The organism is Spirosoma spitsbergense DSM 19989, assembly GCF_000374085.1.
Classification (GTDB): domain Bacteria; phylum Bacteroidota; class Bacteroidia; order Cytophagales; family Spirosomataceae; genus Spirosoma; species Spirosoma spitsbergense.
Window position 1 is genome coordinate 26,092 of record NZ_KB893570.1, and the last position, 20,819, is coordinate 46,910.

Genomic DNA, 20,819 nt, shown 5'->3' on the forward strand with positions numbered 1-20,819 from the left:
ATTAATGAATGTAATAAGGCTTAATCATCAAATACACAATTACCCCCGTAGTACTAACGTAAAGCCAGATTGGAAAAGCATACTTCACGGTTTGTTTATGCCTGGAAATTTGACCACTCAATGCAAAATAGACAGCTCTCAAAACAAACCATACAACAACAACTGATAGCACAATATGCGACACCAGTAGAAAATAATACACGGGACGAATCCAACCCTGCCCACCATAAGCTGTTGACTCATTAGTCAGGTGGTATAGCACGTAACTAACCAGGAAAAGCGACCCAAGCGTAAATGCCATTAGCATTGTACGTTTGTGAGCCTCTACCTTCTTTTGCTTAATGAAATATAGCCCAGTCAGTAACAGGACAGATGTAATGGAATTGAGAACGCCATTGATGTGCGGTAAGTACGTTGTCCAACTGCCCAGATCAACTTTTTGGCGAAGGCTCAATAAGACTGCCACCGCAATAGGAATTGCGAGGGCCAGGATATTGATAATCCGGTTCGCTTTCTGCTCCTGAACTGGTTGCAATACTTCCATACCGATTACTTATTCTTTGCTGTAAATGTCAAGTAAAACCCTGATTTCGAGCACTAATTTGTCAACATCCTCTTTGTCTGTGCCATCATAAAATCCACGCACAATACCTTCCTTATCTACTAATACCAACTTTTCGCTGTGAATAAAAGTTTCGTCGGGATTACCTTCCTTCAAGCCAGCATCAACCGTTGGTAAATAATAGCCGTGCATGGCCAAATCGTAAATTTGGGATTTAGTACCCGTCAAAAAATACCATTTACCGGGTATGGCTTCGTATTTCCGGGCATAGGCTTTTAGCTGTTCCGGGCGGTCATGCGCTGGATCAACCGTGTGTGATAGAAAAACGATATTTGGATTGTTTATAAATATATCCTGTACCCTGGTAAGCTGCGACGAAATGCGGGGGCAGATGGTGGTACAGCGAGTAAAGAAGAAATCAGCTACGTAAATTTTACCTTTTACAATCGATTGGTTTACCGTATCACCATCCTGATCGATGAGCTGAAAGGGCGGAATGTGATTATAGATAGTGTCGGTCATTATGCTACCATCGGGCAAGCGGACTTTCCCCATCAACGGTTCACCTCTGACTGAATCTATTTTGGGTAAATAGCGGGATAGCACATAATGATTTTGTGTGCCATACCGTAGAAAAAGATACAGCAAAGCCGGAACCAGCAGCGTAGCGAGCAGGATTCCGGCTTTCCTAAAAACCTTCATAATTTTATCTTAACTGAAAAATTGAGCCGCCTTCCAGTAGGAGTGCTGTCAGCAGCCAGATTATGAATGCTATTGGTATAACAATTGCCCAAATCAGACTCTTCACCTCATGCTTAAGGTGCATAAATTCACCAACAATGTAGAAGGCTTTAACCAGCGTCATGATGACGAAGAATGAGGTCCTGAGACCACCAGATTTCATCAGATAAGCAAGCGTAAATTCAACTACAGTAATACCTAGCAAAATCCAGAATGTACGCCATATAGCACCTGTATTAGCGGGTGGAATTTCGCCAACTTCGTGGGTTCCGTGTGTGTGATCAGTCATCAGTATAAAAAATTATATCAAACCAGATAGAAGAACGTAAATACAAATACCCAAACGAGATCAACAAAGTGCCAGTAAAGACCTACTTTCTCAACCATTTCGTAATGACCCCGTTTTTGATACAAACCCGTTGCTGACCGGTAAAAAATCAGAATGTTCAAAATGACGCCACTAAACACGTGCGTTCCGTGAAAGCCGGTGATAAAGAAAAATAGATCAGCAAAGGCAGGTGGGCCATATTGGTTTTCTACGAGATTAGCACCAAAAATAGTACGTTGTACATTCTGCCCATTAATAATCTCTGTAATCGTCGTGCCCGTTTCGGTACCATGAATAAAGTGCGACCATTCCCAAGCCTGACTACCGAGGAAAGCTAACCCGCCCAATATTGTCCACAGCATGTATTTTTCCACATCGGCTTGATCCATCCGGTGTCCTGCTTCAACAGCTAATACCATGGTAACACTGCTGAAGATGAGGATAAACGTCATTATACCGACGAAAATCAGCGGAGCATTCACTCCATGCAGAAAAGGGAGAGAGGAATAGACCATTTCAGGCGTTGGCCAGTACAAGTTCGAAAACTTGAATACTTCACCAAAAACAGCTGGATCCCAGGCCGGATAACTATACCGAATCAACCCGTACGTAACCAGCAAAGCCGAAAACGTAAATGTGTCGGAAATAAGGAAGAACCACATCATCAGTTTGCCGTAGCTCACTTTCATGGGTTCGACACCGCCCATCCAGGTTTTTTTATCGAACACTTGGTCCGACTCAGTGGTCAGGGTATCGTGGGTTACAGTAGCCGCCATGCGTCTAAGAAATTATCAATGAAAATAGACTAAAAAGAAAAACAAATACAACCACAAAATGTCTAAAAAATGCCAGTATGCAACTGCAATTTCAATCTGATTCAGGCTTTTAGCATGTATTCGCAATCTAAAACAAGCTATCAATGCCACCAGTAATACAACCAGTCCTGATATCAGGTGAAATCCATGTAATCCGGTGAAAATATACATGAATGACCCGGCTGGATTTCCGACAAAGAATACATTTTGGTTGACCAAATCTATCCAGCCCTGAAACTGCATGTATAGAAAAATCACTCCCAGCACAAAAGTAATAGTTATCGCTGTCTTCAGGGTGCCGAACTTATCTTTTTTTGCTGCTATGTACGCCCAATGCATCGTAATGCTACTTAATACCAGCACAACGGAACTGTATGTAAAAATTGATGGAATATCGTATTCCAACCAGTTCCCCTCCGCTCTCCGTACCAGATACGCACTAGTCATTGCCGCAAACAGCATGATGATACTCACGATGAATAACCAGAGGATAAACTTCCGGGGATTCATCGAGAGCGTCTCCTGCGGCTCTTCTATTACTGAAATTTCACTAATTACTTCGCTCATGGTTCTGTTGTTATACTTTATCGAAAAGATAAACAATCTGTACCAGGGGCAGGTAGAGCAACGATCCAAACATCATTTGCAGAGCCGCCTTGTCGGTACAGGTTCTCATTAAGTGAAACGTTTGAGCCAGAAACAAGATTCCGCCAATCATAGCTACTAAGGCTGAATTTATGCCTGTCATTCCAAGTAAGTATGGCAACCAGCCTACTGGAATCAGAAAGAGCGTATAAATCATTATTCTGAAAGCAGTTTCGGTTGTTTTTCCTTCACCCGGCATCATTTGAATGCCTGCTTTCTTGTACTCGTCAAATGCCAACCATCCTATTGCCCAGAAATGAGGAAATTGCCAGAAGAATTGGATGGCAAATAGAATTCCAGGTGCCCAGCCGAAATGATTCGTTGCAGCAACCCAGCCAATCATGGGGGGGAAAGCACCAGGCAATGCGCCAACAAATACGGCAATCTGGCCTTTACGTTTGAGGGGAGTATAAACAAACCCATAAAGGAGTAATGACAATACAGCTAATGCAGCAGCCCGGACATTGAATACTTCTACGAACAGAAAACAGCTGATACCAAACAGAACAAAGGCAAATATTGCCGCTTCCTGTGCGGAAAGCCGCCCGGTAGGTAATGGACGAACTGCAGTCCGTTTCATTACTTTGTCCGAATCCTTTTCAATAATCTGGTTAATAATGTTTGCGGCCCCCGTAATACTAATCGAAGCAATAACCAGCGCGACTATTTTCCACCAGTTGACCTGATCAACAGCTAAGCAATAGCCAAATACCCCAGAGAATACTACCGCAAGTGTCAGTTTCAGTTTTATCAGTTCAATGTATGCCCTGATTTTATCGCTTATATCAGTTAATGCTATTAATTTTTGCATGCTATATTTTTACTAACCGGGATTTATCCGGTACTCGTTCAATATCCACTCCAGCTTCCTTCCACAATAACACGGTCACAAATTGTAGTCCGATAACACCAATAGACAGTAATAAATGGATAGGCTGTAGCAGCGCTGGCACACCAAAATAAGCCATTATTACGCCGGTTAAGATTTCCAGCACGATAAACAAAAGCAAAACGCCTGGTATCCACTTAAACCAACCAACTCTATCATTTTTCCGTAGTTGGTAAATTAACAAAAGATTGACCGCTAAAATTACCAGGGAGAAAGAGCGATGGATATAAAATTCCAGACCTATTTGGCTAATCCAGTTTTCACGTTGTGAATAACCAACTTGTTTTATTACAGCATCGAGCGCTCCTCTTACCTGAGTACCTAATAGTAACTGTGTAAGGGTTAAACCAATTACCCCAATCAGTAACCAGCGCATTCCGTTCCGTCTGCTGCTTTGACCTACTACGGGTAAGTAATAATTACCTCTTGAACATACTAGGGCGAATAGAAGTGCAAATACAACTAAAATAGCTAGGGATAGGTGAGCGGTTATCATGTACTGCGCCAACTCGGTAGCCACCACACGGGAACCGAGCCATCCATTGGCCCCGACAAGTACAAAGGCTGCTACACTAGCCCAAACGATGGATCTTTTCTTTTGCCAATAGGTTAAAGATGCCAGCAAGGTGCCGAAAACGAAAAAACCAACCAATACGCCTAACAAACGATTAGCATACTCTATCCAGGTTTTTACGGCGTTGAATTCAACTTCGCCTTTGAGTTTGACTCCGTAAATTTCCCGGTAGTTTGGCGGTAATTGTGAAAACTCCGTGGGCGGAACCCAACGTCCGAAGCACTTTGGCCAATCTGGACAACCCATTCCAGAGCCTGTTGCTCTAACAATGCCACCTGCTAGTATAAGCAGATAAACTAAAACTATTGTTAGAAACACCAAACTCTGGAATCGCTGTTCTCGCTTATCAATGAGGCTGGCTGAATTGGTCATTCAAATTTTGGGCCTCTATTTCTTTTTCCAGACCAATCAGCTCATTCTCATGAGGCAAATTAGATTCTGGTGTTTGTGAATAAGGTACATTCTGAGGAATGAAGTCATCCTTAGCTCCAGGCTTGCTGTAATCATAAGGCCAACGATAAACAGCAGGAATTTCACCTGGCCAGTTACCATGCCCGGGATTTATTGGAGCTGTCCACTCGAGCGTGTTTGATTTCCACGGATTCTGTGGCGATTTCTTACCTCTAATAAGACTATTCACAAAATTATAAATGAATATCCATTGGGCTGTGAAAGTAAAAATGGCCGCAAGACTAATGAAGCTATTCATGTCGGCGAAGATATTCTTCGTGAAGTCATAGCTTGTAAACGCATAGTAACGACGTGGGAAACCTGCTATACCAATATAGTGCATCGGGAAAAACACCAAGTATATTCCAATAAATGTTAACCAAAAGTGAATGTATCCCAGTTTTTCATCCATCAATTTACCAAACATCTTGGGGAACCAATGGTATACGCCTGCCAGTAAACCAAAAGCCGAAGCAGCTCCCATTACTAAGTGGAAGTGGGCCACCACAAAATAAGTATCGTGCAATTGGATATCAAGGGCCGAGTTACCCAGAATAATACCTGTCAAACCACCTGATATAAAGAACGATACCAGTCCTATAGAGAACAGCATGGCTGGAGTGAACCGAATATTACCTCGCCAGAGTGTTGTAATGTAGTTAAACGCTTTTACAGCTGATGGAACAGCAATAATCAACGTCAGAAACATAAATATCGAACCGAGAAATGGATTCATTCCCGTTACGAACATGTGGTGAGCCCATACGATAAAGGCCAGAAATGCAATTCCCATCATGGATGCAATCATTGCCCGATAACCAAAAATTGGCTTTCTGGAATTAGTTGCAATAATTTCGGAAGTCATGCCCAAAGCAGGCAGCAACACAATATACACTTCAGGGTGCCCCAGGAACCAGAACAAGTGCTGGAACAAAATTGGGCTACCGCCTACGTTAGGCAATGCCTCTCCTTTAATATAAATCTCTGATAGGTAAAAACTTGTCCCGAAGCTACGGTCAAAAATCAGTAGTAACGCTGCTGATAATAACACAGGAAATGAAATCAACCCTAGTATAGCCGTCAGCAAAAATGCCCAGATTGTAAGAGGCAGTTTGCTAAAAGACATTCCACGTGTCCGCAGGTTAATTACGGTTGTAATGTAGTTGATACCCCCTAAAAGTTGCGATACAATGAAGAGAGCCATACTAATCAACCACAAGGTCATCCCCAACTCTGAGCCTTTGTGCGCTTGTGGTAGCGCACTAAGTGGTGGGTAAATTACCCATCCACCCGCAGCAGGGCCGGTCTCAATGAAAATTGACGAAAACATGATAACGCTGGCCAGGAAAAAGAACCAATACGATAACATGTTTAGAAATCCCGAAGCCATGTCCCGTGCGCCAATCTGTAATGGAATAAGGAAGTTGGAAAACGTACCACTTAAACCGGCAGTCAATACAAAGAAAACCATGATTGTTCCGTGCATTGTTACCAGAGCGAGGTAAAAATTGGGATCAAGCTTACCCGTTTCATTGATCCAGGAACCCAAAATTGGTCGCAGGAATTCTAACTTCATACCGGGAAAACCCAACTGAAGACGGAATACAACCGACATACCAATGCCAATTATAGACCAAAAAATACCCGAAATCAGATACTGTTTGGCGATAGTCTTGTGATCTTCCGAGAAAATGTATGTACGCCAAAAACTTTGCGGTTCATGGTGGTCCTGCTCTACTGCATGAGCCACGGTTGCCGAGTTAGTTGTTACAGTCGACATAGTATTTTGTTGTTGTGATGTGTACGATTTAAAAAATTAACGAAGTGTTGAACTTGCAACTGTCACTCCACCTTTGAGCACAGAGGCCGTAACACTATCAGAAGGGGCTGATACTGCATCAGCAGGCAAATACTTAGCTGCCTTTGCTTTTAAGTTTGACGGAATACGGGCTGCCAATTCGGGTGTTGAGGTTAGTAGCGGCTTTTGCTCTTTACACCAGGCAAGCCATGATGCCTCATCTTCCACTATCAACCGAATTCGCATCGAAAAGTGTCCCTGTCCGCATACTTCCGTACAAGCAATTTCGTACGTAAAGTCTGGATTGCCGGTGAGATTCCGCATTTCATCCGTTGTCTTATCAGCAGTGAACTGAAAACGAGTCGGCATACCGGGAACAGCATCCATCTTTACCCGTAAGTGTGGGATAAACACGCTGTGCAATACATCACGGGCACGGATCTTCAACAAGATTGGTTTATTAGCAGGAATATGCAATTCAGACGTCGAGGTGAAATCATCGAATGATGCTTCATCGGCGTAATCGATACCCGTATCGTTGTTGTTGTCGATAAGCTTGTAGTTAAACGCTCCCAGTTTGTTGTTGTCAACACCTGGATAACGAACAATCCAGTTAAACTGCTTTCCAACTATCTCAAACACTTGAGCGTTTTCCGGAGCCTCAGCCATAATATCACGCCATGCCCTCCATCCTGTAAAGACTAACAAGGCCATTATCACCGCAGGAATAACGGTCCAGATTAATTCCAGTTTGTGGTTTTCTGGATAATAAGAGGCTTTACGTCCTTCCTTGTGCTGATAACGCCAGGCAAAACCAAATAGCAAAGCATTTGTCACAACAAAAGCGATGGTTATTATGCTCATGCCTAGCCAGAATAAAAAGTCTGTATGACGGCCATGCGGTGATGACGCTTCAGGTAAAAAGAACTGCTTCGCATACAAAAAGGACCAGACAGCTCCAATCAGACCTACTATAAAGAATGCCAGAAATAGCGTCCCATTGATTTTGTTACTCATACCAATCTGGCCGTCTTCAACGGGACCACTCGCATTTTTGACCACCTTAGCCATTCTGGAGACTACTAGTGCAGCAAGGCCCAGAAATATTATCGATAACAGTGCGACTATATAAACCATTGTCTTTTACGGTTATTGTTAAATATCATGATGCAGGCTTTCTTCCAGCATCGGGTGATTTCTCGGGACCAAATTAGCTTTTGCCAATTGGGAATAAATTGTCCAGATAAAACCACAGGCAAAAATCAAAATCATTCCAAATTCCATCGGCCCAAACCCTGCATGCTCACCTACGGTTCCCGGCATTATGTTAACGTAAAAATCGAAGTAATGACCAATTATAATACACCAGGCAGCTAACTTCAGAATACTGTACGTGCGCTTTGCATCTCTTGTCATTAGAATCAAAAAAGGAGCAACGAAACAAAGGAATAGATTTACCCAAAATGGAGTCATGTAAATCCCCCCATAACCAGTAAAGCGTTCGCGATAGTAAATAGTTTCCTCTGGCAGGTTAGCGTAATAAATAAGCATAAATTGTGCAAACCACACGTAAGTCCAGAAAATAGTGAAGGCAAACATGAACTTCCCGAGGTCATGCAGATGACTTTCATTTACCCATTGCATGTATCCCCGCTCTTTAAGTGTGACTACTGTTAGAGTGATTATTGCCAGCCCGGTAACGTGCCAGCTTGCCAGTGTGTACCAACCAAACATGGTACTAAACCAGTGCGTGTCGATAGACATGATAAAGTCCCATGCCGACGTAGACGAAGTCACACCAAAAACCAACAAAAAAGCTGTCCCAAACTTTACACTTTTTTCATAATACTCAGTTCCACCATGTAAATCCTCCTGCAGTGAGAAATTACGAAGCATTCTCCACAAGCCGTACCACAAGGCAAAGTATAGGATTATACGGGTCAAGTAGAATGGCGTATTCAGAAACCCAGATTTTCCGGCAATAATTGGATCATATTCAGGGCTGGCTTTATCATACAAGCCCGGATTTGTCCAGTGAAACAAATCATGTCCTGCAATAAAGTATGTTGCCAGCATAACGAAACCCATAATGGGAAGATAGGCCGGTAAAGCCTCAGAAACACGTTTGAACGCAACAGACCAGCCTGCTTGTGCCAAGTAGTTGTACGACATGAAGAACATACCAATGACGGATGCTCCTGTGAAATATACACTGTTTAACCAAACGTTAGCCCACAGGCGATTTGTCCATTTATAGGCATGGTGGCCCGCTTCGTGGGCACCACCTTCCTGAGCAACTGATGCCGTTTCGTGAGAACCAACACCCGACGCCAGTAGGAAAGCCCCTATGGCTACTAATGCAACTCCAGTGCCAATGCCAATTAAAAGCCGACGCTTGGTTTCTGCAGTAAATTCAAATTCTTCGTCTAAGGAAGCTATTGCGTGAGCCGATGCCATTCTTAACAGTTTTCAGTTAGTGGTTATCAGTTTGGGTTCGATACGTATCTATCGAAGACCTTCAACTAAAAACTAAATTTATCCTTGTTGTAATTTATGTACATACTGCACAATCCTCCACCGATCATCCGGTGTGATTTGTGAACCATGAGGCCACATCCGTCCTTTCCCATGCGTAATCACGTGAAAAATATGCCCATCGTTCATTGTTTTATAAGCATCCGTTGAGTAGTTAGGAACGCCTTTATATTGCTTGGCAACCGGACCATCTCCTTTACCAGTAGCTCCATGACAATGGCTGCAATAACGGGTATATAAGACCTGCCCCTCCGCCAGTGCTTTTTCAGAATCTGGTATAGGGTTAGTTAATACGCGCTCTGCAATGCCTATACTATCCGCTGGAATATTGTACATCATCATGTCGGTCGTTTCAAACGCTCCCTCACCAAATGTTGTGCGGTAGTTTGGGCGTGCAACTGTTCCTTTAGCTGGAAGGCGCATATTTAAACCTTCCGGATTTATTGAATTTGGTCGAATCTGGCGATAAGGCTCATAGCCTATAGCGTCATACATCTGAGGGGCGTATTCAAGGCCAGTATTATTATGACCTTTCTTACAGGATGTCCCCCCAAGCATCAATCCAACCAATGCTAGTATTGTTACGCCTGTATGTTTAGTTATCATTCCCATCCTTGATATTAAAACTGCTTAACGTTTACTTCTGCGGCCCCTGAATCTTTCAGTATCTGCTCGATGTCGCCCTCAACGATGTTATTTTTACTCAGGTCAATGGCCATCGCGAATTTGTTATCGGTCGTCCGTAAATCATACATGAGTGGTTTTACGGTTGGGCCCATTCCGTTTGATATCAGGAATGTTCCTACCATACCTAATGCACAAAAAAGTACGGTTAACTCAAATATGATAGGCACGTAAACTATGGGAGAATAAGAGTTTTTACCTCCAACAATCATTGGCCAATCAAAACCTTCCGTATAATATGTAAGAGCAAGAGCCGTAAGGGTTCCTGATAAAGCAAACATAAATGCTGCTATTCCTAAGCGACTACGGGGGTGGCCAAGCGCAATGTCAAGGCCGTGAATTGGAAACGGAGTATAGACTTCATGAATCCGTACACCTGCATTTTTTACCTCTTTAACGGCTTGTAAGACCACATCATCGTCATCAAAAATGCCGACCAGGAATTTACCGCTACCATGTACGTCTGACATACTTTTTTTGTCCAGCTTTTACCTGAAACTTTTGTTGTTTTATTCTACGTCTTTGTTGAACGTTGGATTCGCTACACGTTCTCCTTTCGCTACTCCCGAAACAGACACAGGCAGTCGCTCTGACGACGACTTTATAACCGCTTTAACTTCGGCCATATTCACTACTGGCAGGAATTTGGAGAACAATAGGAACAGGGTAAAAAAGAAACCAAACGTGAAAATAAAATCGCTTATATCGAACAGCGTTGGGTGAAACATGGCCCAACTCGATGGCAGGTAGTCCCGGTGTAGGGAGGTGGCAATAATTACAAACCGCTCAAACCACATACCGATATTGACAATAACCGATAGTACAAACGTCCAGACAACACTCCGGCGAATTGTACGCGACCAGAAAAGCTGCGGTGTAAGTACGTTGCATGTCATCATTGTAGCGTAAGCCCACCAATACGGTCCGGTAGCCCGGTTGATAAAGGTGTAGCTTTCGAATTCATTTCCAGAATACCAGGCAATGAAAAATTCAGTCAAATAAGCAACCCCTACAATTGAGCCTGTCAACGTGATTACCTTATTCATTGACTCGATGTGCTCAACCGTAATATAATCCTCTAGTTTAAAAACGACACGGATAATCAAAACCAGATTCTGCACCATGGCGAAACCGGAGAAAATAGCTCCAGCAACGAAATATGGAGGAAATATGGTTGTGTGCCAGCCAGGAATAACAGATGTAGCAAAGTCCATACTCACAATAGTATGTACAGACAGTACAAGTGGGGTCGACAAACCAGCCAGAATAAGACTCATGTACTCATAACGTGCCCATGTTTTAGCCGAGCCGTTCCAGCCCATAGCAAAGGCGCCGTAGATATACCTTGAAACCTTGCTTCTTGCCCGGTCTCTGATTGTAGCCAAATCAGGGATAAGGCCCATGTACCAGAACACAAGTGATACAGTGAAATAGGTACTAATGGCAAATACGTCCCACACAAGCGGAGACTTAAAATTTACCCAAAGTGAACCGAAAGTATTCGGCAACGGTAATGCCCAGTAAGCCAGCCAGGGCCGCCCCATGTGCATCAAAATAAAGCTGGCAGCGCACAATACTGCAAAAATGGTCATGGCTTCAGCAGCCCGGTTAACAGCGGTTCTCCACTTTTGACGGAACAGAAGTAGGATAGCGGAAATAAGGGTACCGGCGTGACCAATACCAACCCACCAAACGAAGTTAGTAATGTCCCATGCCCAACCAATTGTTTTATTAAGCCCCCAAACGCCCAGGCCTTCCCACCATGTCCAGAAGACACAGGCAGTTCCGTAGATGAGCACAACCACCGAAATGGTAAAAGCTATAGTCCACTCGCGGGTGGGTGCGCCTTCAACCTGTCGGCTAATATCCTCCGTGACGTCGGCATAAGTCTTGCCACCGGTAACGAGAGGAGGTCTTACGGCTGATGTAACATGCGACATATATCTACAATAGTTATTATTTAAAACTTACGATTTGTGGAAAAATAATGTTTAGTTCATTACTGTTCCGTTTTCGTACATCCTGGTTAATTTATGCGTGTACTTCCTTATTCGCTTCCTTCGAAGGCTCTTCGTCTTTATTCCGAATCTTCGTCAGGTACGAGATTTGTGGCCTGACATTGATTTCCTCCAGTACGTGGAAGGCACGACCCTGTTGCTCTACCATTAGCACTTTTGAAATAGTACTTTCCGGATTGTTCATATCCCCAAATGTAATGGCATTTGTTGGACAGGACTGAGAACAGGCAGTTTGTACCTCATCAGGAGCCAAGCGACGACGCTCTTTTTTAGCCGTTAGCTTACCTTCCTGTATTCGCTGAACACAGAATGAGCATTTTTCGATTACCCCACGCGACCGAACAGTCACATCAGGATTGATACTCATTTTACCCAGATCGTTATTATATTGATAATCAAAATTATCGTTATCCGTGTACTTGAACCAGTTGAACCGTCGCACCTTATAGGGGCAGTTATTGGCACAATAACGGGTGCCAACGCAACGATTGTATGTCATCTGGTTCAACCCTTCCGTGCTGTGAGTAGTAGCTAAAACCGGGCATACGGTCTCACAGGGAGCATTGCTGCAATGCTGACAAAGCATTGGCTGGAATGTTACCTCCGGATTGGCCGAAGCTACTTCTAAGGCGGAGTAATCTTCTGCCTCTGCATCACTGCTGTAGTAGCGATCAATCCGCATCCAGTGCATCTCGCGCCGATTAATTACTTCCTGACGACCTACTACCTGAATGTTGTTTTCTGCATTACAGGCAACCACACAGGTACCGCAACCAATGCAGGAGTTGAGGTCGATAATCATTCCCCAGGAGTGGTTAGGTTTTCCGTAACCATCCCAAAGAGTAATATTAGTAGCGTCGGTTGGGCCTTTTGAAGTCTGTACTTTGGGCTCATGCCGTCCCGCTTTAGGGTTCTTCTGGTACGAAGCCAGACGCGACTCCTGCAACACGGCTGTGCGACCCATTACAGTGTCATGCGTTTGCGTTTGGGCAATAATATGGGATCCACTCGCTTTTTCAACTTTCGCGCTAAAAGCTGTGTACATAATGAATCCGTCAGCTACTGTAGCAAGCGGGTAGGCGTTCTTGCCAACACCATTGGCTGACTTACCCCCTTTCTCGCGACCGTACCCAATAGCGACAGAAACAGTATTATCTGCCTGACCGGGTTGAACCAACACGGGCAAATCAATAGACTTTCCATTCACAGATACAGTAACCATGTCATTCTGAGCAAGCTCCATATCGTGGGCTGTCTTCTGCGAAAGCGCTGCGTAATTATCCCAGCAAGCCTTGGAAACGGGATCGGGTAATTCCTGAAGAAAAGGATTATTAGCCATTGCGCCCGTGCCAATACCAACTGATTCATATAGCGATAACTCCATACCAGTAGTTGGCTTGTAACGCTGCGCAATAGCAGCACCAGCGGCAGCAACGTTACCAACGAAAGACGCGCCACCAGTTGGTGCCTCATCTTTATTCGGCTCGAACACCCCAATATTCAAACTCTGTACCCAAAACTTCTCGAACGAACTAAATCCAGTATCTTCAGTAAAGAGGTTTTCCTCCCAGTAATTTTTCAGGTATGTCTGGTAGTCATTTGGCTTGCCAGCCCACGTCAGCAGACTCGACTGAAACTGGCGCGTTTTATAGATATTCGTGATAGCTGGCTGGGTGAGACTATAGTAGCCTTGTTTTGGCTCAGCATCATTCCAGCACTCCAGATAGTGAGGAGCGGGGGTGATGTATTTAGCCAGAGAAGCCGTTTCATCAGCCCTATCGGCGAAAGAAACGGATAAAGCCACTTTAGGCAGAGCCTCAGCTAACTCAGCACCCCGGGGATGATCATAAACTGGATTTGCTCCAAAAAACAGAATGGCCCCAACCTGACCCGATTTTGCCTCGTTAATGAAGGCATTCATTTGCTGGTCACTACCCTGGCGATAATTAACCGGGGTATTTATATCAATCGTTGTTCCGTAACTACCTAACAAGCCATTTAGGGCGTTAACAACGGTTTGCACATTCGGATCATTCGAGCCAGATATGACTAATGCTTTACCACGTGAATTAGCCAGATCAGAAGCAGCTTTATCCAGATTAGCAACTTCAACAGACGACGTACCGATACTGGTACCCCCCAATTTAGCCGCAACTTTGTTGTAGAGAGCCGCAACGACCAGTCCTTCCTGAGATGGTTTGATAGCCGTACGATAATCAGCATTGGAGCCGGTCATTGAAAGACCCGTCTCAAATTGATAATGCCGGGACATCGTTTTCTTACCACCACCAACAGCGCCAATTTTACGCCCTTTGGCGTACGCACTCATAAACTCGATGGGAGCAATCCAGGAACCCAGAAAATCAGCATTGATACTTACAATAGTATCTGCCTTGCTGAAGTCATATGAAGGAATAACTGCCTTACCAAAAGAACTTTGGTTAGCCTGTATTAGACCGGCAACTGAATAAGCATCGTACGTAATATGGCGAGCCGATGGATATTTGGCTACAAAGTCGGCCACAACCGCTTTCGTTGTTGGGCTTAGAATGGTCGATGTGATAATGCGAATTGCACCGTTCTTACCAGCGACCGAATTAAGCTGGTTAATAATTTCCCGGTCCGCCGTTGCCCAGTCAATATCAGCATCTCCCCGCTTTGGGCCTTTCAGCTTATCGATATCATACAGCGAAAGAACGGATGCCTGAACACGGGCAGTTGTACCCCCTTTCGATATACTTGATTGCTGATTGCCTTCAACTTTTATCGGTCTCCCTTCACGGGTTTCCACTAGTACCGCAGCATAATCCCCCCCTTCACTGAAGGTCGATGCGTAATAATCGGAGATTGATGGAAAGGTGAACTCTGGCTTATTAATGTACGGTATTGCCTTGTGGACGGGTGTTTCGCAGGCGGCTAGTGTAACGGCTGCCATGCCAAAGCCCATTACTTTCAGAAAGTCACGGCGCTGGGTATTCGAACCACCGAGCAAACCATTCAGGTCATTCGACGATTCACTTGGGTCAGGATTAGCAAATTCGCTGTTGGCGTTTTTTACAAACGTCGCATCGTTGCGTAATTCCTCAACCCCTTTCCAGTACCGTTTAGATGTATTTTCCATGCTTATTGTATGCGGCAATGGTTAAGATAAAATGTATGGTTTACGATAAGTACTGTTCAATGACTGACTTATTCGCCATCATACATTGCTTAGTATTCAATAGATTGATTAATAGTGACATTTGGAACATTCCAGACCACCGATGTTAGCTACTTTGAGCGGCTCTTTGCTTTCTTTCCGGTGTATGGCTACAAACTTGTCGTAGTAGGCATTGTCTTTGGTGTTTACCTCCGTGCGACGGTGACAGTCAATACACCAGCCCATCGTTAATGATGACCGTTGCTCTACAACTTCCATCTTTTCAATTTCACCATGGCAGGTCTGACACTGCACATTGCCCACGTTCACGTGCTGAGCATGGTTGAAGTAAGCAAGGTCTGGCAGATTATGAACCCGTATCCATTCAATCGGCTGGTTATTTTCGATTGCCGCGTAAATCTTCTGAATCTCCGGAGATTCCTTTTTAATCACGCCATGGCAGTTCATGCAAATGTTTGCCGCCGGAATAGTAGCGCTCTTCCCTTTCTGAGCACCAGTATGACAGTAATTACAATCGATTTTATACTGACCAGCGTGCAGTTTGTGCGAGTAAGCAATTGGTTGCTTCGGCGCGTATCCTTTTTGAACGCCAATACTGTAGGCACCGTCAATCGTTTCTTTCGTTGCTACTAATAAAAATAGGACGATAACGATTGAACGAAGGGTTGAGTTATTAAAAGCGTCTGACATCCCCGTTTTAAGCCGCTGACCGAAGGAAGACGTTTGAACACTTTCCGTTGTAACAGGTGATACTGCTTTCGACAGTATAGTTACGATAACCAGTAGAACACCTAGCACTAGCAACATAACGATTAGTAATGCTACCAGAACAAATGTAAACAACTCTGATGGACCGGAAGATGCCGATGCATTAGCTACGGTTGGTCCACCACTGTCAGTACCTGTAGGCGCAGTACTAGCAGTTATAGCGGGTTTGTTTGCCTGGTCGATGTAGGCGAGTATGCCATCAATGTCAGCGTCCGATAAACTAGGGAAGCTCGACATCTGCACTTTACCGTTGGCGTTGAACACCTGGTTGGCATACGCATCACCAGTTGCGATAACGGCCGACGAATTTCGGATCCACTTATGCAACCAGTCTCTACTGGGTGCCCGCTCTTCAATTCCTTTCAGTCCTGGGCCCACGACTTTCTCTCCCGTTACCGCGTGACATTGGGCGCAGTTATTGGTGAACAGGGTCTTTCCTTTCTCAGCATCACCACCGCCTGCTGGAGCTGCAGCGGCACCACCAGCAGTTGAGTCCTGCGCTTTCACCTGATTACTGAAAACCAACAGCATCAAAGAGAAAAAGGCAATACCGCAAAGCTTATATACATAACTCATTTTACGAACTACATTAATTGAGTGAATCAACATAATCACTGCTGCTTTTTTATTAGCCCTCAAAAGTACGACACGATTGCTGTATAGGCAAAAAATGGTGTTTAGTTATTTTTCAGGCCTTTTTATTTATATTGTTTCTAATTAACCCGCCAATTATATTCTCTATCTTCGCTTGGCAGGTTCTTTTTCCAGCACGAAAAAATGCCATTTCGCTAACCTCAGCGCGAGTGTCAGCAAAATGGCAAATAGCTATATAATCTGTTTTCAAAGAGGTTCCGAGCGGATTCGAACCGCTGTACGAGGTTTTGCAGACCACTGCCTAGCCACTCGGCCACGGAACCTTATCTAACCCCTAACACATGGTTGCCTATGCATTTGGGAGTGCAAACATACGATTTAATCCGATACGGGGAAAAGGTATGGCAAAAAAAATAGGGCGATTGCATGAAAGTGGTAGTTAGCTATCGAAAGTGATTCGCACGTAAAGAATTGATTGTTTTCATGTCAAATCAGGTCGTTTTCAATGCTAGTTAAATCGCCATAAAACGGTATAGTACCATGCTTTCTTAGAAATATTATTCGTGCAATTGCCCTACAAAAAAAAGCCCCTGAACATCAAATTTCAGGGGCTTCTCAATATAGCAGAGACGGAGGTATTAATTGCGTCCTTCCATTTGCTCTTTCAGCGCAGCCAGTGAATCCAGATCACCTAGTGTAGCACCACGCTCAGGAGCCGAGGGAGTAGCTTTAGGCGTTGAGGCTTTAGCCACCTTCTCTTTCACAGGCTCATTCTGTTCCTGCCACGTTTTCGAATGCGACAGCATAATGCGTTTCTCATCTTTCGAGAATTCAGTCACGCGGAAGTCCAGGGATTCGCCAACTTCAGCGAATGTACCGTCTTCTTTAGACAAATTTTTCAGCGAAGAGAATCCTTCGATACCGTAAGGTAACTCAAGGGTAGCCATTTTATCATTCTTATTCAGGATAGTACACTTGTGTACTGTACCCACAGCAAAAACAGTTTCGAAGGTATCCCATGGGTTTTCTTCGAGTTGTTTGTGGCCTAAGGCCAGACGACGGTTGTCTACGTCCAGTTCCAGCACAACAACTTCCAGTTCATCGCTAACCTTGATGAAATCAGAAGGGTGTTTGATCTTTTTCGTCCAGGAAAGGTCAGACACGTGTACCAGACCGTCAATGCCTTCTTCCAGTTCGAGGAACAGGCCAAAGTTGGTTAGATTACGTACTGTGCCTTTATGTTTCGTACCAACAGCATACTTAGCCCGTAGTTCTGGACGAGTCCAGGGATCTTCGGTCAGTTGTTTGATACCGAGCGACATTTTGCGGTCGTTCCGGTCAAGCGTGAGTACCTGTGCCTCTACTTCGTCACCTACTTTCAGGAATTCCTGTGGGTTACGCAGATGCTGCGACCACGACATCTCCGATACGTGAATCAGGCCTTCAACACCAGGTTGAATTTCGAGGAATGCGCCATAATCAGCTACATTCACGATCTTACCTTTCACTTTCGAACCAACCTGAATTTCTTCAGCCAGGGCATCCCAGGGGTGAGCCTGTAGTTGCTTCATGCCCAGCGAAATCCGCTTTTTATCTTCGTCAAAGTCAAGTACAACAACATTGACTTTCTGATCGAGGTTGAGGACTTCGGATGGGTGACTGATGCGGCCCCACGAAATATCCGTGATGTGCAACAGACCATCAACACCACCAAGATCGATAAACACACCGAAGTTGGTCATGTTCTTAATTACGCCTTCCAGTACCTGACCTTTCTCAAGGTTATTCAGGATCTGAGCGCGCTGTGCTTCAAGATCTTTCTCGATCAGGACTTTATGCGACACAACAACGTTGTCATTAGCATAATTGATCTTGACCACTTTTACTTCCATTTTCTTACCAACGAAGATATCGAAATCCCGAATTGGCTTCACATCGATTTGTGAACCAGGCAAGAAAGCTTCAACACTATAAATATCTACGATCAGACCACCTTTCGTCCGGCGTTTTACGAATCCATCAATAACGAGGTCTTCGTCCAGCGCCTTCTGAATTTTCTGCCAGGCAGTAATTACTTTCGCTTTTTTGCGCGACAGAACCAACTGACCGTTGGGGTCTTCCTGATTCTCCACGTACACTTCAACTTCGTCACCCATCTTTAGATCCGGAATATCCCGAAACTCAGAAGCAGGCACCAATCCATCCGACTTAAAGCCGATATTTAGTAATACTTCCCGATCTGTTATCCCAACGACGGTCCCCATTACCACTTCTTTCTCTTTAACCTCCGACAATGTATTGTCGTACAGTTCCAACATCCGGTTGCGTTCAGCATCCGAATACCCAGTCCCAAATCCTTTGTTGTCTGCCCGATCCCAGTCGAATGCTGGCAGTTCGCGTTGCTGCGTTTTGCTCATAAAAAAGTTTCCTGACCCACTCAGTACATCAGCCCGTAGGTCAATGGCAGGCTGACTTTTAGTTATAAAAAATGATCGCCTTGAAAAAGGACTGCAAAGATAGCGATTGCTATCCAAAAAAAGTTTCGGAATTACGAATAGTCTTTGAAATTGAGAGAGTAAGGTGCCCAAATCATAAACAGTCGGGGTGGCACACCAGCAAGTGTACTAACCCCGACTGTTTATGATTCGCGCCTTTAATTGAAGGCTTTTTCTTTTTTTGCCAGAAAAGGCATCCAGCTTTGCTCGATAGTACCGGAAAATTCGCGTAAAAAAACCAGAAACGTAGGTTTGAACGGTTTCTGGCGCAGCTTTATATTTGCTTCTTCGGGGGTGAAGTCTCCTTTCCTGGAATTACATCTTTTACAAGCCGTTGCCAGATTATCCCAACTGGTTTTTCCACCCCTTGACTTTGGCATTACGTGATCGAGCGTCAGGTCGTCGGCGGTACCGCAGTACTGACAATGATAGCCATCACGTTTGAAGATATTCTGTCGGGTAAGCATTACACCTTTATACGGCAGATTTATGTAGCGATGGAGCCGAATGACCGTCGGCATCGGAAACTCGGCAGATACGGTTCGAAGCATGAACTGTTCCGATTCGGCAACGAGTTCAGCTTTGTTCAAATAAACCAGCAGGAATGCTTTTGGAACGGAGCAAATGCTGAGCGCACTGTAATCTTGATTTAAGACTAATACTTTCCTGCCCATGTTACGTTTAGATGCCACTGTACGGTAGCAAGTTACAGAGTTATCCACATAAGGCCAAGAATTGTGAAAAATTTATCAGTACCGCTCGCGTTGCATATCCCGCTCCACTTCACGCTCTTTAATACTGTCGCGTTTATCGTATAATTTCTTCCCTTTAGCCAGCGCAATATCGACTTTGGCAAATCCACGTTCATTGGTAAATAAACGGGTTGGCACAATGGTGAGGCCCTGGTCTTTAAGTTTTTCGTTCAACTTTCGTATCTCCCGCTTTGTAAGCAAAAGTTTTCGGTCCCGAAGGGGTTCGTGGTTGTAGTGAGTTCCCTCGGTGTACACCGAAATACTCATCTGCCGAATAAATAACTCATCGTTGAGAATGAGACAATAAGCATCCTGCAAATTCACCTTCCCCTGCCGAATAGATTTAATTTCAGTACCGGTGAGTACAATACCAGCCGTATACGTCTCCAGGAATGAGTATTCAAATGAAGCCCGTCGGTTTCGGATATCGACTTGTTTAACAATAGAGGCAGAAGCCATGACAATTATTTTTTTAGTAAGCAGTAGAGGTCTGTTGACTACCTAACGTAACCGCCTTAATAAACTTTCTCCCAATACCAGCACGACTAATCCTGGCAGGAGTATGGCTCCCGCCCGAAAGCCAGCCCCGGTTAGTTTATAAACGCCTGTACTATACTGGGTAAAACTCTGAAACAAATAGTATACCGCACCAGCCAGTAAGGCAACGGTAATGCCAATGGATAATGGTTGACTTAACTGTCGGACTCCCCACGCCATCAATGCTATCACCCCCACAACCAGCGAAACAGTACCCAGCGCTTTAGGAAACGTTTCAATGGCGCTATAGTCGAAAAAGAATATTCCAGCCCGGCCAATTAAATTAGGATGCGCCAGAAGCCAGGCGTCAAGGACAATAAGTACTATAAGGAAAATGTAAAGAGAGGAATTACGCATAAGTCTTATAGAACGAAAGGACATGCAAAAATAAGGTAAGAAAACGGTTAGGTTTGGCATTTAAAACTCAGTTTGAAAGATTCTTGCGTAGCAATCAATCCAAAATTGGTAGATTTG

At 44.3% G+C, this 20,819-nt stretch carries 19 protein-coding genes and 1 tRNA gene; all 20 read right to left on the reverse strand.

The window, feature by feature from the left end; all coding sequences use genetic code 11:
* Position 1: 1 nt before the first annotated feature.
* The 20 genes from B157_RS0123425 to B157_RS0123520 all read right to left on the reverse strand — a co-directional run bounded on the left by B157_RS0123425 (position 2) and on the right by B157_RS0123520 (position 20,702).
* A complete protein-coding gene (locus B157_RS0123425; RefSeq protein WP_020605746.1) occupies positions 2–544 on the reverse strand; it encodes a DUF420 domain-containing protein in 543 nt (180 codons plus the stop codon).
* Between the two features lie 9 nt (positions 545–553).
* Positions 554–1,264, reverse strand: coding sequence for an SCO family protein (locus B157_RS0123430; protein ID WP_020605747.1), 711 nt, complete (start codon positions 1,262–1,264; stop codon positions 554–556).
* A 4-nt stretch (positions 1,265–1,268) separates the two neighbouring features.
* The gene (locus tag B157_RS0123435) at positions 1,269–1,592 is read right to left on the reverse strand and encodes a cytochrome C oxidase subunit IV family protein (protein ID WP_020605748.1); all 324 of its coding nucleotides are present in this window, start codon (positions 1,590–1,592) and stop codon (positions 1,269–1,271) included.
* A gap of 17 nt (positions 1,593–1,609) precedes the next feature.
* Complete coding sequence (locus B157_RS0123440) at positions 1,610–2,407, reverse strand: cytochrome c oxidase subunit 3 (RefSeq protein WP_020605749.1); 798 nt, start codon at positions 2,405–2,407, stop codon at positions 1,610–1,612.
* A 15-nt stretch (positions 2,408–2,422) separates the two neighbouring features.
* Positions 2,423–3,013, reverse strand: coding sequence for a cytochrome c oxidase subunit 3 (locus B157_RS0123445; protein WP_020605750.1), 591 nt, complete (start codon positions 3,011–3,013; stop codon positions 2,423–2,425).
* 10 nt (positions 3,014–3,023) lie between these two features.
* A complete protein-coding gene (cyoE, locus tag B157_RS0123450) occupies positions 3,024–3,902 on the reverse strand; it encodes a heme o synthase (RefSeq protein ID WP_020605751.1) in 879 nt (292 codons plus the stop codon).
* Position 3,903: 1 nt separating this feature from the next.
* Positions 3,904–4,926 (reverse strand): COX15/CtaA family protein, encoded by a 1,023-nt coding sequence (locus tag B157_RS0123455; RefSeq protein ID WP_020605752.1) that lies wholly within the window; start codon positions 4,924–4,926, stop codon positions 3,904–3,906.
* On the reverse strand, positions 4,901–6,784 hold the full coding sequence (locus B157_RS0123460) for a cytochrome c oxidase subunit I (RefSeq protein ID WP_020605753.1): 1,884 nt from the start codon (positions 6,782–6,784) through the stop codon (positions 4,901–4,903). Before B157_RS0123460 ends, B157_RS0123455 begins: the two co-directional genes overlap by 26 nt.
* Before the next feature lie 36 nt (positions 6,785–6,820).
* Complete coding sequence (locus tag B157_RS0123465; RefSeq protein WP_020605754.1) at positions 6,821–7,939, reverse strand: cytochrome c oxidase subunit II; 1,119 nt, start codon at positions 7,937–7,939, stop codon at positions 6,821–6,823.
* Positions 7,940–7,957: 18 nt separating this feature from the next.
* Positions 7,958–9,259, reverse strand: coding sequence for a hypothetical protein (locus tag B157_RS0123470; RefSeq protein ID WP_020605755.1), 1,302 nt, complete (start codon positions 9,257–9,259; stop codon positions 7,958–7,960).
* Positions 9,260–9,337: 78 nt separating this feature from the next.
* A complete protein-coding gene (locus B157_RS0123475; RefSeq protein WP_026308919.1) occupies positions 9,338–9,943 on the reverse strand; it encodes a c-type cytochrome in 606 nt (201 codons plus the stop codon).
* Between the two features lie 14 nt (positions 9,944–9,957).
* Positions 9,958–10,491 carry a DUF3341 domain-containing protein gene (locus B157_RS0123480; protein ID WP_020605757.1) on the reverse strand — a complete coding sequence of 178 codons (534 nt, stop codon included), beginning with the start codon at positions 10,489–10,491 and terminating at the stop codon, positions 9,958–9,960.
* 39 nt (positions 10,492–10,530) lie between these two features.
* Complete coding sequence (gene nrfD / locus B157_RS0123485; protein WP_020605758.1) at positions 10,531–11,961, reverse strand: NrfD/PsrC family molybdoenzyme membrane anchor subunit; 1,431 nt, start codon at positions 11,959–11,961, stop codon at positions 10,531–10,533.
* A gap of 91 nt (positions 11,962–12,052) precedes the next feature.
* The gene (locus B157_RS0123490) at positions 12,053–15,160 is read right to left on the reverse strand and encodes a TAT-variant-translocated molybdopterin oxidoreductase (protein ID WP_020605759.1); all 3,108 of its coding nucleotides are present in this window, start codon (positions 15,158–15,160) and stop codon (positions 12,053–12,055) included.
* Between the two features lie 108 nt (positions 15,161–15,268).
* The gene (locus tag B157_RS0123495) at positions 15,269–16,576 is read right to left on the reverse strand and encodes a c-type cytochrome (RefSeq protein ID WP_020605760.1); all 1,308 of its coding nucleotides are present in this window, start codon (positions 16,574–16,576) and stop codon (positions 15,269–15,271) included.
* A 237-nt stretch (positions 16,577–16,813) separates the two neighbouring features.
* Positions 16,814–16,884: transfer RNA gene (locus tag B157_RS0123500), tRNA-Cys, on the reverse strand.
* Between the two features lie 315 nt (positions 16,885–17,199).
* Positions 17,200–18,978, reverse strand: a complete 1,779-nt coding sequence (gene rpsA / locus B157_RS0123505) for a 30S ribosomal protein S1 (RefSeq protein WP_020605761.1) — start codon at positions 18,976–18,978, stop codon at positions 17,200–17,202.
* Between the two features lie 236 nt (positions 18,979–19,214).
* Positions 19,215–19,730, reverse strand: a complete 516-nt coding sequence (locus B157_RS0123510; protein ID WP_020605762.1) for an HNH endonuclease — start codon at positions 19,728–19,730, stop codon at positions 19,215–19,217.
* A gap of 75 nt (positions 19,731–19,805) precedes the next feature.
* Positions 19,806–20,267: an SsrA-binding protein SmpB gene (smpB, locus tag B157_RS0123515; protein ID WP_020605763.1), complete on the reverse strand. Its 462-nt coding sequence runs from the start codon at positions 20,265–20,267 to the stop codon at positions 19,806–19,808.
* A gap of 42 nt (positions 20,268–20,309) precedes the next feature.
* Positions 20,310–20,702 carry a hypothetical protein gene (locus B157_RS0123520; RefSeq protein WP_026308920.1) on the reverse strand — a complete coding sequence of 131 codons (393 nt, stop codon included), beginning with the start codon at positions 20,700–20,702 and terminating at the stop codon, positions 20,310–20,312.
* Between the last annotated feature and the right edge of the window lie 117 nt (positions 20,703–20,819).

What these genes read in the sequence shown, in the direction of transcription:
- smpB (WP_020605763.1), bottom strand. Translation starts at nt 20,267, where the DNA reads ATGGCTTCTGCCTCTATTGTTAAACAAGTCGATATCCGAAACCGACGG.
- B157_RS0123445 (WP_020605750.1), bottom strand. Translation starts at nt 3,013, where the DNA reads ATGAGCGAAGTAATTAGTGAAATTTCAGTAATAGAAGAGCCGCAGGAG.
- B157_RS0123495 (WP_020605760.1), bottom strand. Translation starts at nt 16,576, where the DNA reads ATGTTGATTCACTCAATTAATGTAGTTCGTAAAATGAGTTATGTATAT.
- B157_RS0123520 (WP_026308920.1), bottom strand. Translation starts at nt 20,702, where the DNA reads ATGCGTAATTCCTCTCTTTACATTTTCCTTATAGTACTTATTGTCCTT.
- B157_RS0123510 (WP_020605762.1), bottom strand. Translation starts at nt 19,730, where the DNA reads ATGGGCAGGAAAGTATTAGTCTTAAATCAAGATTACAGTGCGCTCAGC.
- B157_RS0123440 (WP_020605749.1), bottom strand. Translation starts at nt 2,407, where the DNA reads ATGGCGGCTACTGTAACCCACGATACCCTGACCACTGAGTCGGACCAA.
- B157_RS0123425 (WP_020605746.1), bottom strand. Translation starts at nt 544, where the DNA reads ATGGAAGTATTGCAACCAGTTCAGGAGCAGAAAGCGAACCGGATTATC.
- B157_RS0123490 (WP_020605759.1), bottom strand. Translation starts at nt 15,160, where the DNA reads ATGGAAAATACATCTAAACGGTACTGGAAAGGGGTTGAGGAATTACGC.
- B157_RS0123435 (WP_020605748.1), bottom strand. Translation starts at nt 1,592, where the DNA reads ATGACTGATCACACACACGGAACCCACGAAGTTGGCGAAATTCCACCC.
- B157_RS0123430 (WP_020605747.1), bottom strand. Translation starts at nt 1,264, where the DNA reads ATGAAGGTTTTTAGGAAAGCCGGAATCCTGCTCGCTACGCTGCTGGTT.
- rpsA (WP_020605761.1), bottom strand. Translation starts at nt 18,978, where the DNA reads ATGAGCAAAACGCAGCAACGCGAACTGCCAGCATTCGACTGGGATCGG.
- cyoE (WP_020605751.1), bottom strand. Translation starts at nt 3,902, where the DNA reads ATGCAAAAATTAATAGCATTAACTGATATAAGCGATAAAATCAGGGCA.
- B157_RS0123480 (WP_020605757.1), bottom strand. Translation starts at nt 10,491, where the DNA reads ATGTCAGACGTACATGGTAGCGGTAAATTCCTGGTCGGCATTTTTGAT.
- B157_RS0123465 (WP_020605754.1), bottom strand. Translation starts at nt 7,939, where the DNA reads ATGGTTTATATAGTCGCACTGTTATCGATAATATTTCTGGGCCTTGCT.
- B157_RS0123475 (WP_026308919.1), bottom strand. Translation starts at nt 9,943, where the DNA reads ATGATAACTAAACATACAGGCGTAACAATACTAGCATTGGTTGGATTG.
- nrfD (WP_020605758.1), bottom strand. Translation starts at nt 11,961, where the DNA reads ATGTCGCATGTTACATCAGCCGTAAGACCTCCTCTCGTTACCGGTGGC.
- B157_RS0123455 (WP_020605752.1), bottom strand. Translation starts at nt 4,926, where the DNA reads ATGACCAATTCAGCCAGCCTCATTGATAAGCGAGAACAGCGATTCCAG.
- B157_RS0123470 (WP_020605755.1), bottom strand. Translation starts at nt 9,259, where the DNA reads ATGGCATCGGCTCACGCAATAGCTTCCTTAGACGAAGAATTTGAATTT.
- B157_RS0123460 (WP_020605753.1), bottom strand. Translation starts at nt 6,784, where the DNA reads ATGTCGACTGTAACAACTAACTCGGCAACCGTGGCTCATGCAGTAGAG.